Source organism: Nitrobacter sp. TKz-YC02 (assembly GCF_049852135.1).
Classification (GTDB): Bacteria; Pseudomonadota; Alphaproteobacteria; order Rhizobiales; family Xanthobacteraceae; genus Nitrobacter; species Nitrobacter vulgaris.
In genome coordinates this window covers 2,409,960-2,422,824 of sequence record NZ_CP180728.1, presented here as the reverse complement: position 1 = coordinate 2,422,824, position 12,865 = coordinate 2,409,960, and the positions used below count along the sequence as shown (strand labels likewise).

The 12,865-nt window shown below is 60.5% G+C and carries 8 protein-coding genes; all 8 read left to right on the top strand.

Going from position 1 to position 12,865, the window contains the following annotated elements:
- Positions 1–99 precede the first annotated feature (99 nt).
- The 8 genes from ACM561_RS11510 to ACM561_RS11475 all read left to right on the top strand — a co-directional run bounded on the left by ACM561_RS11510 (position 100) and on the right by ACM561_RS11475 (position 12,769).
- The gene (locus tag ACM561_RS11510; protein ID WP_425905201.1) at positions 100–1,359 is read left to right on the top strand and encodes a Glu/Leu/Phe/Val family dehydrogenase; all 1,260 of its coding nucleotides are present in this window, start codon (positions 100–102) and stop codon (positions 1,357–1,359) included.
- Between the two features lie 135 nt (positions 1,360–1,494).
- Positions 1,495–2,196, top strand: coding sequence for a TetR/AcrR family transcriptional regulator (locus tag ACM561_RS11505; protein WP_425905199.1), 702 nt, complete (start codon positions 1,495–1,497; stop codon positions 2,194–2,196).
- A 1-nt stretch (position 2,197) separates the two neighbouring features.
- Positions 2,198–3,409 carry an efflux RND transporter periplasmic adaptor subunit gene (locus ACM561_RS11500; protein WP_425905198.1) on the top strand — a complete coding sequence of 404 codons (1,212 nt, stop codon included), beginning with the start codon at positions 2,198–2,200 and terminating at the stop codon, positions 3,407–3,409.
- Positions 3,410–3,505: 96 nt separating this feature from the next.
- Positions 3,506–6,601 (top strand): multidrug efflux RND transporter permease subunit, encoded by a 3,096-nt coding sequence (locus ACM561_RS11495; RefSeq protein WP_425905196.1) that lies wholly within the window; start codon positions 3,506–3,508, stop codon positions 6,599–6,601.
- A 194-nt stretch (positions 6,602–6,795) separates the two neighbouring features.
- Positions 6,796–8,049: an NAD(P)/FAD-dependent oxidoreductase gene (locus tag ACM561_RS11490; RefSeq protein ID WP_425905194.1), complete on the top strand. Its 1,254-nt coding sequence runs from the start codon at positions 6,796–6,798 to the stop codon at positions 8,047–8,049.
- A gap of 99 nt (positions 8,050–8,148) precedes the next feature.
- A complete protein-coding gene (locus ACM561_RS11485) occupies positions 8,149–8,397 on the top strand; it encodes a DUF6489 family protein (RefSeq protein WP_079447350.1) in 249 nt (82 codons plus the stop codon).
- 202 nt (positions 8,398–8,599) lie between these two features.
- Entirely contained in the window at positions 8,600–11,386 is a 2,787-nt protein-coding gene (gene ppc / locus ACM561_RS11480) for a phosphoenolpyruvate carboxylase (RefSeq protein WP_425905193.1), read from the top strand.
- Positions 11,387–11,419: 33 nt separating this feature from the next.
- Positions 11,420–12,769 (top strand): amidase, encoded by a 1,350-nt coding sequence (locus tag ACM561_RS11475; protein WP_425905192.1) that lies wholly within the window; start codon positions 11,420–11,422, stop codon positions 12,767–12,769.
- Positions 12,770–12,865 lie beyond the last annotated feature (96 nt).

The following is a 12,865-nucleotide window of genomic DNA, read 5'->3' as shown; positions in this document are numbered from 1 at the left end:
CATCATGAAGGCATAGCAGGCGACTCGCTCTCGGCGAGGCGTATCCCGCGCGATCAAATGCCTAGGCGGTCGCGAATAAGGATCACGAAGGAGAGAACGATGACGGTTTACGCCGGCCCGGTCTTCGACATGGCGGTTCAGCAGTTCGGGGTCATCGCCAATCATCTGTCGATCCCGATGGACGAGCGAGAGCGCATCCTGATGCCGAAGCGGGCCATCACGATTTCCTGTCCGGTTCATCGCGACGACGGGTCGATTGCGGTCTTCGAGGGATACCGCGTGCAGCATCACCTCACGCTGGGTCCGACAAAGGGCGGAACGCGCTTTGCGCCGTGCGTGGATATCGGCGAGGTGGCAGCACTCGCCATCTGGATGAGCTGGAAATGCGCGCTGGTCGGATTGCCCTATGGCGGAGCCAAAGGCGGCGTCAGGGTCGATCCCAAATCGATCTCGATGCGCGAATTGGAAGGACTATCGCGCCGTTACATGCAGGAGATGATTCCGTTCGTCGGGCCGCACACCGATGTGATGGCCCCGGACATGGGCACTAACGAGCAGGTGATGGCTTGGTTCATGGATACCTATTCCATGCATCAGGGCCGCACCGTCACCGAGATCGTCACCGGAAAGCCCGTAAGCTCGGGCGGCACGCTTGGGCGTCGCGAGGCTACGGGCCGCGGTGTCGCCCATCTGGCCCGCCGCGTCATGAACGAGCTCGACATCGCGTTCGGAAGTGCGACCGCCGTCGTTCAGGGCTTTGGCAACGTCGGATCCCATGCGGCGCTCGAGCTTTACAACTCGGGCGTCAATATCATCGCGGTGAGCGATCACACCGGTGCGCTTTATGACAGGAAGGGTCTGGATATTCCCGCGCTACTGCGCCACGCCGGGACGCATGGAAGTATCGCAGCATATTCCAATCAGCTTCAGTACGATCCCGTGGCGATCCTGACGCTACCGTGTGATGTACTCGTTCCCGCCGCGGTGGAACGCGTGATTGATGCACATATCGCCGAGAACCTGAAATGCCGCGTTTTGGCGGAGGGCGCTAACGGGCCCACGACGCCTGAAGCGGATCTGATCCTGGAGACACGTCAGCATGAGATTTTTCTGATTCCCGACATCCTCTGCAATTCTGGTGGCGTGGTGGTGAGCTATTTCGAATGGGTTCAGGATCTGCAGCAACTGTTTTGGGAAGAAGACGAGGTGACGCGCCGCGAATATCAGATCCTGGATCGCGCCTTCGGGCAGATGGTCGATCGTGCGAAAAAGGACAATATCTCGCATCGCACCGCGGCAATGGCGCTCGGCGTAGAGAAAGTGCGGGCTGCGAAGGCAACGCGGGGACTTTTTCCGTAAACCTCTGACCGGACAGCCACATCCGTAATTCTCCGGTATCGCGCGACCGGCCCCGCGATCATCTTTGTTTTAATTGAAATGATGCGATGCAGCATTTCTCTTGACTAAGATAGAGTGAGTGCTTACTCACGTCCCATGAGCAATCTGCGGATGACCAGCGATGTACGGCGGGAGTTGATCCTGAGCGCTGCGAAACGGTGTTTCGCGCACAACGGGTTCGCCGGTACGACGACCAAGAGTGTTGCGGCCGCTGCCTCGATTTCTGAGGCATTACTGTTCAAACACTTTCCCACCAAGGCTGCGCTCTATGCCGAAATTCTGGCTGAAGCCTGCCAGGCCGATCCGGCGCTGCATCGCTTGCTTGATCGCGAGCCTTCGACCGAGACGCTCGTCATTCTTATCCGCGGCATGGTCAAGCACTTCCTGAATGCCTCCGCTTCGCCGGATCAGCAGGAGGCGCAGCGTCTGCGTCTCATGGTTTCAAGTCAGCTCGACGATGGTGAATTTGCCCGATTGCTATACGAAAAAATCCGAGACCTGATTGGCCGAGCTTTCACGGCCTCACTTGAGCGCGCGATCGTCGCTGGGGATGCGGTGCCGGTCGGGCGCGAGCCGCTCAATCTGTTCTGGTTTGCGCATCATACAGTTCTCATGATGGTTCTAACTAACCTTCCCTCCGTTCCAACCCTGTCATACGGCAGCGGACCCGACCTGGAGCGGCAGATTTGTGAGTTCATTCTTCGAGGGGTCGGTCTGAATGCAGCGGCAATTGCCTTGCATCTGGACCGGGAACCTATATTCAACGCCGCCCAAACGTCGGCCGCAGAAAGTGCATGACATGACGGTAAGAAGGGAAGGCAATACCGGCGACAAGACTATCGCACCGCCGCGCGAACTGGACGAGAAGCATCGCACGCGCCCGGTGCGCATGATGCGCTGGTTTATCATTGTAGGCGTACTGCTCGCGTTGCTGGTCGGCGGGTTGGTCGGATTCAACGCGTTCCGCGCGCATATGATCGCGCAGTTCTTCGCCAACAACAAGCCGCCGGCGGTGACGATCAGTGCGGTCGAGGCGAAGTCCGAGGTGCTGCCGAATCTGCAGCGTGCGGTGGGCAGTCTGGCCGCGGTGCATCAGGTCAACGTCACCTCCGACGTCAGCGGCCGCATCACCGACATTCTGTTCACCGCCGGCAGTCGCGTCACCAAGGGCACTCCGCTGGTGCAACTGTTCGACAAGCCGGAGCAAGGCGATCTGGCCAATTACAAGGCCCAGGCGACGGTGGCCAGGCTCGCGCTGGATCGGGCGAAGCAACTCGCTGCACGTCAGGTCGGCGCACAGGTAACGGTGGACACGACGCAGGCCGCGTTCGACCAGGCCAGTGCCGGAATCGCCAAGACCGAGGCGATCATTTCGCAGAAGCTGGTGCGCGCGCCTTTCGATGGCGTGCTCGGCGTGCGTCAGGTGGAGGTGGGACAATTCCTCACCGCCGGCACACAGGTCGTGTCGCTGACCGATCTGTCGACGCTGTTTGCGAATTTCACCGTCACTGAAAAGGAAAGTGGACGGCTTTCCGTCGGCCAGACGGTGCGGGTATCGGTCGATGCCTATCCGGGCAAAAAGTTCGAGGGCAGGATCACGACCATCGAGCCTCAGATAGCCACCGAAACCCGCAACATCCGCGTCCAGGCCACTATCGCCAACCCCGACAACATCCTTAAACCCGGCATGTTTGCCGATGTTATCGTGGTGCTGCCGGAGAAGCCGCCGGTTATCACGGTCGCGGAAACCGCAGTCGAGTACACGCTATATGGCGACTCCGTCTATCTCATCAAGGAGAAGAAGGAGGATGACGGCAAGACCAGCTTGACTGTCGAGCGCACCTTCGTGCGTACCGGTGACCGCATTGATGGCCGCGCTGTCATCGAGAAAGGGCTGCAGCCCGGCGACAAGGTCGCTGCAGTCGGCCAGCTCAAGCTGCAGTCGGGGGCCGCGGTCGAGATTTCGAAGGATCCGCTGCCGCAGATTCCGGAGAATCCGCCGCTAAACTGATTCAAAAACGGGTCCGCCAAGGCGGCCCCGCATCGATCGAACGTCTCGCGGTTGTGCTTCGATCCACGGAGCGGCCACGCGTCAACGGAGCGCCTCATGGCATTCACGGACATCTTCATCAAGCGGCCGGTATTGTCGGTCGTCGTCAGCCTGCTGATCCTGCTGATCGGCATGGCGGCGGCCTACAATTTGCCGGTCCGGCAGTATCCGAAGCTATCCAACACCGTGATCACCGTCACCACGGCGTATCCGGGCGCGTCGGCGGATTTGATGCAAGGCTTTATCACCACGCCGATCGAGCAGGCGGTCGCGTCGGCCGAGGGCGTCGACTACATCACCTCGTCCTCGACCCAGAGCCAGAGCCAAATCAAGGTCTACGTCAAACTGAACTTTGATCCGAATGCAGCGCTCACTGAGGTTTTGTCGAAGGTCAATTCGGTGAGATACCTGATCCCGAAGGAAGCCAACGACCCGGTGATTTTGAAGTCCACCGGTGAAACCACGGCGGTGATGTATATCGGCTTCTCGAGCGACGAACTCTCTGGTTCGGCTATCTCCGACTACTTGACGCGCGTGGTGCAGCCGATCCTTTCGACTGTGGACGGCGTGGCTTCGGCCGACATCCTCGGCGGCCAGACCTTCGCGATGCGGGTGTGGCTCGATCCGATAAAGATGGCCGGACGCAATGTAACCACCACGGAAGTCGCCCTCGCGATCGCCGCTAACAACTTCCAGGCGGCGGCGGGTCAGACCAAAGGCTACTATACGATCTCCAACGTTTCGACCAATACCGACCTGCAAAGCGTCGAGCAGTTCAAGCGCATGACAGTGAAGGCCAAGGACGGCGGCTTCGTGCGCATGGAAGACATCGCCGAGGTGCAGCTTGCGGCGCAAAGCACGAACGCTAGCGTCGCTTTCAGCGGGCAGCGCGCGATTTTTATTGGAGTGCAGGCAACCCCGCAGGGCAACCCGCTGAATATCGTCTCCGGCGTGCGGGCGCTGTTTCCCGACATCGAGCGCAACCTTCCTCCCTCGATGAAGATGAAAGTGGCTTACGACTCGACCAAATTCATTAGATCCTCGATTCATGAGGTGCAGAACACTTTGATCGAGGCGGTTCTCATCGTCATCGTTGTGATCTTTTTGTTTCTTGCCTCACTGCGTTCGGTCATCATCCCGGTGGTAACGATCCCGCTGTCGCTAATTGGCGTCTGCGCCCTGATGATGGCAGCGGGATTTAGCTTCAATCTGCTGACGCTGTTGGCGATGGTGCTTGCGATCGGTCTCGTGGTCGATGACGCCATCGTGGTGGTGGAAAACATCCACCGCCATCTCGAGGAGGGCAAGACGGCGGTTCAGGCGTCATTGCAGGGCGCGCGCGAAATCGTCGGTCCGGTCATCTCGATGACGATCACGCTGGCCGCAGTGTACGCGCCGATCGGCTTCCTCGGTGGCCTTACCGGGGCGCTGTTCCGGGAATTCGCCTTCACGCTGGCGGGTGCGGTGATCGTTTCCGGAGTTATCGCGCTGACGCTCTCGCCGATGATGTGCTCGGTGCTGCTCAAGCACGGCGGGCAGGGCTGGTTTGCCACCAAGGTCGACAAGGTCTTTAGTTCGGTCACGCATTGGTACGGCCGAAAGCTGGATCGCTCGCTCGACTACCGACCGATAACTGCCCTATTCGCGGTGACGATCCTCGGACTGGTTGGCTTTCTCTACATGAACACGTCAACGGAGCTGGCGCCGGAAGAGGATCAGGGCATCGTGTTCTCGGTCATCAAGGGACCGAAATACGCCAATATCGACTACATGGACTTTTACGGCGAAAAGCTCGACAAGGCATTTGCGGGTTTCCCCGAGACTGATCTGCGCTTCATGATCAACGGCACCGATGGCATCAATAACGGCATCGCCGGCATGTTGCTGAAACCGTGGGATGAACGCAAGCGCTCCGCGATCAATGTCAAGCCGCTGGTGCAAGCTGAAATCAGCAAGGTCGAGGGCGTCAACGCCTTCGCCTTCAATCTGCCGCCGCTACCGGGCGGTCCGGGCGGTCTGCCGGTCCAGATGGTGATCTACAGCACATCCGGTTTCCAGGCGGTCTATGAGGAGATGATTAAACTCAAGGAGGCGGCGAAGAAGAGTGGCCTCTTCATCGTCAGCGATAGCGACCTCGACTACAACCAGCCGGTGGTTCGCGTTGCTATCGATCGGACCAAGGCAAATGACCTCGGCGTCACCATGCAGCAGATCGGCGTGACGCTGGCGACGCTGCTCGGTGGCAACTATGTGAACCGTTTCAACCTCCAGGGACGCTCTTATCAGGTCATCCCGCAGGTGCCCCGCGGCGAGCGCTTGTCGCCGGAATCCCTCGAGGGGTACTATGTTCCGAGCAACACCGGCCAGCAAATTCCGCTCACCACGCTGGTGTCCATCAAGACCGAGACAGATCCCAATGCGTTGACGCACTACAATCAGCTCAACGCGGCGACCTTCCAGGCGGTGCCGATGCCGGGCGTGACGGTGGGCAAGGCTGTGGAATTCCTCGAGCAACAGGCGAGAAATCTGCCGAAGGGGTTCAGTCACGATTATCTTGCTGACGCTCGACAATACGTAAAGGAAGGCAATCAGCTTGCGATCGCTTTCGGTTTTGCGCTCATCATCATCTTCCTGGTGCTGGCGGCACAGTTCGAAAGCCTGCGTGATCCGCTCGTCATCATGATTAGCGTGCCGATGGCGATTTTGGGTGCGCTGATTCCGCTGTTCTTCGGCATCGCGACTATCAACATTTATACTCAGGTGGGCCTGCTGACGCTGATCGGCCTCATCAGCAAACACGGCATCCTGATGGTCGAATTCGCCAACGAACTGCAACTCAAGGAGCGACTCGACAAGCGCACCGCGATCGAGACGGCTGCCCGGATCAGATTGCGTCCGATCCTGATGACAACGGCGGCGATGGTCACCGGTCTGCTGCCGCTGCTGATCGCGTCCGGCGCGGGCGCGTCGAGCAGGTTCTCGATCGGTCTCGTCGTCGTGTCGGGCATGATGATTGGAACGCTGTTCACCCTGTTCGTGCTTCCGGCTGTCTACGTGGCGATCGCGACCGATCACCTTGCCGGCATCGGGTCGGAACGCAACAAGCAGATCGCCGAATTCGACACGGACTCGAAAGCCTTGCGACCGACGTGAGGATCGAAAATGTATCAGCGATCATGATTTGCCGCGTTCACCGTGTTGAATCCCATCATCCCGGCTCTTTGCATGTTCGCGAGGTCGCAGAACCACCGGCCACAACCGGGCGGTTTGCGCACCTGAACTTCAATACTTAAGTCTGAAGGACAACGTTCGGCAAAGCCGTGCGATTTTTGCGTTCGGAGAGCCGCGTGGCGCTAATCAAATCCGATGTTTTGGTCTTGGGTGCGGGAATTGTCGGCGTTTCCGCGGCGCTGCATCTCCAGAAGCGCGGGCGCGATGTCATCCTTGTCGACCGGCATGAAAGGGCTGGCGAGGAGACGAGCTACGGAAACGCTGGCTTGATCGAATGCGCGTCGGTTTTCCCGTACGTGTTTCCTTACGATCTGCGGCAGGTTCTGCGCTACGCGCTGAACCGGTTTCCCGAGGCGCATTATCGGTTTCGCGATCTGCCTGCGTTTCTGCCGTGGTTGATCCGCTATATTCTTGCATCCTCGCCTGAACGCGCGTTCCGCAGCGCAATGGCGGCGTTGCCGCTGATTCAGCGCAGCCTTGTCGAGCATGAAACTCTGATCGCAGAAGCAGGCGTGCCCCAGCTTCTGCGCCGGACCGGCTGGATCAAGCTGTTCCGCTCGAACGCGACGCTGGACAAGGGCATCGCGGACCTCGAGCGCGTTCGTCGGTATGGCGTCGAAGGAGATGTTCTCGATGCCAAGGGGATCGCCGCACGCGAGCCGAATTTGTCGGGAACGTTCGCCGGTGCGATTCACTGGCCGGCGCCGGGCTTTATCCCGGATCCGGGAGCGTTGACGAAAGCCTATGCGGCGTTATTCCTGCGCCGAGGCGGCCGTTTTATTGCGGCCGACGCGCGTACGCTGACGCAAAGTCAGGCGGCATGGCGCATCGAGGGTCCGAACGGAGGGCTGATGGGGCGCGAGGCCGTGATTGCTCTGGGGCCGTGGTCGGATGATGTCTTCCGCGGACTCGGTTACAATATGCCGCTCGGCATCAAGCGTGGTTATCACTTGCATCTGGCGCCGCGTGGCAATGCGGTGCTCAATCGTCCTGTTCTCGATTCGGATCTCGGCTATCTGTTGGCGCCGATGAATCAGGGCATCCGCCTGACGACCGGTGCGGAGTTCGCGCGTCGCGACGCTCCTCCGACCCCGGTGCAGATTGAAAGGACGCTGCCTCTGGCGCGCGAGTTGTTTCCCCTGGGTGAGGCGATCGATGCGACGCCCTGGATGGGGAGACGTCCGTGTATGCCTGATATGCTGCCGGTGATTGGAAAGGCGGCCCGCCATGCCGGATTGTGGTTCAATTTTGGACACCAGCATCACGGTCTGACCCTGGGTCCGGCAACAGGCCGGCTGCTGGCCGAAATGATGACGGGTGCCGCGCCGTTTGCAGACCCGAGACCGTTTGCCGCGGAACGCTTTCGCTGAATATTGGTCTGCGTCGCCGCACCGTTTGCCGTGATGACTTGCGCCACAGGCGTCCCCATAGCGATACTGCGCCGCGTCGGCACATCTAAGGAGCGCTCCATGAAGGTGAATATAGAGTTCGAGTGTACACCCCTTGAGGCCCGTCAGTTTTTGGGGCTTCCGGACGTCCAGCCGATGCAGAATGCCGTGATGGACCAGCTTCAGCAGAAGATGGCGGAAAACATCGACAAGTTCTCGCCCGAAGCAATCATGCAAAACTGGTTTGATCCCAAGATGGCGGAGCGCTTCCAGGATATGTTCGTTAATATGTCGGGACTCGGGGCCGTACGGACAAAAGATAAAAAGTAGAGAAGCTTATCGCATTGGTTTCATTATAATAATCGACTGTTGCGACTTCTGCACGCCCCACCATGTCGGGTGAGCGTCCTCTCAGTTCGCCGGTCGGACTTGAGATCTGGGCCGCTCATCTTTTGTGCATCAACCGGCCAGCATTTCTTGCATCGCAGCACGAAAATTGCGACTGAAGAACCGATTTTTCAGGAGCAGCGTGATGTCCAGTCTGATGCCGTTACCTCGTGCAGGTCAGCCGGAGTCTGACGCGGCCGTCCTCGATGCAAGGCTGCGCGACGATATCCGGCTGCTCGGGCGCATTCTCGGCGATACCGTGCGCGATCAGGAAGGACCGCATGTGTTCGATCTTGTCGAACGCATCCGGCAGACTTCGATCCGCTTTCACCGCGATGACGATAAGCCCGCGCGGCACGAACTGGAGGCCATCCTCGATGGCATGTCGACGGAGGAAACAGTCCTCGTCGTCCGCGCCTTCAGCTATTTTTCGCATCTTGCCAACATCGCCGAAGATCAGAACAATATTCGCCAGATGCGCAGTCAGACCCTTGCGGGCGGGGAGCCGCACCACGGTCGGCTGTCGCGCACGCTTGCTTGCGCCCGTGAGGCCGGGTTCAGCGGGGAGGAGTTGCGAGCCTTTTTCGACAGTGCTGTGGTCAGTCCGGTGCTGACCGCTCATCCGACCGAGGTTCGCCGTAAGAGCACCATCGATCGCGAGATGGAGGTCGCGGCGCTGCTTGACCGGCGCGAACGGATGCAACTCACTCCAGACGAATATGAGGCTAGTGAGGAACAGCTGCGCCGCGCGGTGCTGACGCTGTGGCACACCAATCTTTTGCGGCGAACCAAACTGACGGTGCTCGACGAAGTTGCTAACGGCCTGTCGTTCTACGACTATACGTTCCTGCGCGAGGTGCCGCGGCTGCACTGCATCCTGGAAGATCGTTTGCAAGATCCCTCCGACGGCAGCGCCACGAACGAGATTGCGTCGTTCCTGCGGATTGGAAGCTGGATCGGCGGTGATCGCGACGGCAATCCCTTCGTGACGGCGGACGTTATGCGCGGCACTCTCCAACGGCAGGCCTCGCGGATATTGCGTTATTATCTTGATGAACTGCACGAACTTGGCCGCGAGCTGTCGCTGGCCGCAGATCTCACGGATGTCTCGCCGGAACTACGCGTGCTGGCCGAACGAACGGCCGACACGTCGCCGCATCGCCGCGGCGAACCCTACCGCCTCGCGGTGTCCGGCATCTACGCGCGGCTTTCGGCCACGGCCATAAAACTGAAAGCGGACACGCTGCGCCCGCCGTACGGCGCGGCTCCGCCCTATGCGAGCGCCGCCGAACTTAGTGCTGATCTTGACGTTCTCCACCGCTCACTGACCGCAAATAACTCGGAGGTGATCGCGCGCGGGCGGCTGCGTTATTTGCGCCGCGCAGCCGACTGCTTCGGTTTCCATCTCGCCTGTCTCGACTTGCGGCAGAATTCCACCGTTCATGAACGAACGATTGCCGAACTACTCGATGCCGCCACGCCGGGCACGTCCTATCTGACCCTGGACGAGGAGGCCCGCATCGTCGTGCTTCTGCGAGAACTGCGCAGCGCGCGCCCGTTGACGTCCCCGTTCATCACATACAGCGAAGAGACGCTGGGCGAGCTCGCGGTGTTTCATGCCGCCGCAGAGGCGCACGAGACGCTCGGCCCCGATGCGATCCCTCAATGCATCGTCTCGATGACCAAGGGCGTTTCCGACCTGCTCGAAGTCGCGCTGCTGCTTAAGGAAGCCGACCTCGTCGACCCCGCGGGACATAGCGCCATTAACATCGTGCCATTGTTCGAGACCATCGAGGATTTGCAGGCCTGTGCCGGCATCATGGACCGGTTGCTATCGCTGCCGGTGTATCGCGCGCTGGTCGACAGCCGGGGCGGCTTGCAGGAGGTGATGCTCGGCTATTCCGACAGCAACAAGGACGGCGGCTTCGTCACCTCGGGTTGGGAGCTTTACAAGGCAGAGATCGGCCTGGTTGATGTGTTCGAGCGCCACGATGTGCGGCTTCGCCTGTTTCACGGCCGCGGTGGATCGGTCGGACGCGGTGGCGGGCCGAGCTACGACGCCATCCTCGCGCAACCCGGTGGTGCGGTGAACGGCCAGATCAGGATCACTGAACAAGGCGAAATTATCTCCAGCAAGTATTCCAACGCCGAGGTGGGTCGCAGCAATCTGGAAATCCTCGCCGCTGCAACGCTGGAGGCCAGCCTGTTGCAACCGCGGCAGAGCGCGCCGAGCCTTGAATATCTCGACGCGATGGAGTCACTTTCATCGCGTGCCTACACGGCTTACCGCAACCTCGTCTACGAGACACCGGGTTTCGAGGACTATTTCTGGGCCTCCACCGTCATCAACGAGATCTCCACGCTGAACATCGGCAGCCGGCCGGCGTCGCGCAAGAAGACGCGCAAGATCGAGGACCTTAGGGCGATTCCGTGGGTATTCAGTTGGGCGCAATGTCGTGTGATGCTGCCGGGCTGGTACGGGTTCGGCAGCGCGATGGAGTCGTGGCTAGCGGATCATCCCGACAAAGGCATGGCGTTTCTGCAAGAGCTTTACGGAGAGTGGCCGTTCTTCCGGATGTTACTCTCCAACATGGACATGGTGCTCGCAAAAAGCTCGATCGCGATTGCGTCGCGTTATGCCGATCTGGTGCCAGACGTGGAACTTCGCGAGGCCATCTTCGGACGCATCCGGCGTGAGTGGCATCTCACCATCGACATGCTGCTCGCCATCACGGGGCAGGAGCGGTTGCTCGCCGGTAATCCGTTGCTCGAGCGCTCGATCCGCAACCGCTTCCCGTATCTCGATCCGCTCAATCATGTGCAGGTCGAACTCTTGAAGGACCACCGTGCGCAGTGTGGGGATGAGCAGGTGCTGCGGGGTATCCAGATCACCATCAACGGACTTTCCGCGGGCCTGCGCAATAGCGGCTAAGGCAGCATCCATCTATCCGTCTGCGAGTTTTGCATGTCAAATCACCCGACTCTGGCGACGCTCGCCGCCGATCTTGCGTCGGGCCGCACCACGGCACGCAAGCTAGTCGACAATTGCCTTGCGAAGATCGCCGACGAAGCGGGCGAGGGCGCACGCGTGTTCATCCACGTTGATGTGGACGGTGCTGTAGCTTCCGCCGAGGCCATGGACAGACTGCGCAGGGTCAATGCCGAGCCGTCGCCGTTCGCCGGCATTCCGGTATCGATAAAGGACTTGTTCGATATCAAGGGACAGCTGTCGCGTGCTGGCTCACGCGCGCTCGACGATGCGCCGCCGGCGGCGAACGATGCGCCGGTGGTGGCGCGTCTACGCCGCGCCGGCTTCGTGGTAATCGGACGCACCAATATGACCGAGTTCGCCTATTCGGGTCTGGGCATCAATCCGCACTACGGCACACCGAAAAACTGCTGGCGGCGCGACGTCGGCTATGTGCCGGGTGGATCGTCATCTGGTGCGGCGGTATCGATCACTGATGGCATGGCGCATGGCGCGCTCGGCACCGATACCGGCGGCTCCTGCCGGATTCCGGCGGCCTATTGCGGCATCGTCGGCTACAAGCCGACCGCGCGCCGGATTCCGCTCGATGGCGGTATCCCACTGTCTGTCACGCTGGACAGCTACGGGCCGATCGCGCGCTCGGTCGGCTGCTGCGCCGTATTGGATGCGGTGCTGGCGGCCGAACCCATCGCGCCGGTCGAGCCTCGCCCGATCAAGGGGATGCGGCTCGCGGTGCCGACCACGGTGATGCTGGACGACCTTGATTCCGCGGTTGCGCGGGCTTTCGAGCGCGCGTTGGACCGACTGGCCAGGGCCGGCGCCCTGATCGATCGCATCGCCATACCTGAGTTCGGCGAGGTCGCGGCGCTGAACGTCGGGGGCGGGTTTTCGGCGGCGGAAAGCTGGGCCTGGCACCGCGCGCTGATCGCGGAAAAGGCCGAGCTCTATGATCCGCGCGTCCTCAGCCGCATACTTCGCGGCGAAAGCCTCAGCGCCGCGGATTATGTCGATCTACTCCGTATCCGCCGCGCGATCATCGCAGGCTTCGAGCGCCGGATCGAACCCTACGACGCGTTGATCGCGCCGACGGTGGCGATCACGCCACCGGTGATCGCCGATCTCGCAAACGACGCAGCCTACACCAAAGCTAACATGCTGTCGCTGCGCAACTGCGCGCTGATCAACACCCTCGATGGCTGCGCGATCTCGCTGCCCTGTCACCGCGAAGGCGAGGCGCCCGTGGGGTTGATGCTGGCCGCGGCCGGCGGGTCGGATCGCAGGATTTTCGAACTCGCGGCGGGTATCGAGAAGATCGTTCGCGCCTAAACCCACGCTGTCTCGTTCCCGCAAAACGCGGAACGCATTCGCGGATATCGCAGACCCTGGCGTTCTGGCTTGGTCGGTAAGCAAGTCTTGGCCTTT

Bases quoted from the DNA above. Each gene is read 5' to 3' on its own strand.
- ACM561_RS11510 (WP_425905201.1), top strand. From the start codon at position 100: ATGACGGTTTACGCCGGCCCGGTCTTCGACATGGCGGTTCAGCAGTTC.
- ACM561_RS11505 (WP_425905199.1), top strand. From the start codon at position 1,495: ATGAGCAATCTGCGGATGACCAGCGATGTACGGCGGGAGTTGATCCTG.
- ACM561_RS11500 (WP_425905198.1), top strand. From the start codon at position 2,198: ATGACGGTAAGAAGGGAAGGCAATACCGGCGACAAGACTATCGCACCG.
- ACM561_RS11495 (WP_425905196.1), top strand. From the start codon at position 3,506: ATGGCATTCACGGACATCTTCATCAAGCGGCCGGTATTGTCGGTCGTC.
- ACM561_RS11485 (WP_079447350.1), top strand. From the start codon at position 8,149: ATGAAGGTGAATATAGAGTTCGAGTGTACACCCCTTGAGGCCCGTCAG.
- ppc (WP_425905193.1), top strand. From the start codon at position 8,600: ATGTCCAGTCTGATGCCGTTACCTCGTGCAGGTCAGCCGGAGTCTGAC.
- ACM561_RS11475 (WP_425905192.1), top strand. From the start codon at position 11,420: ATGTCAAATCACCCGACTCTGGCGACGCTCGCCGCCGATCTTGCGTCG.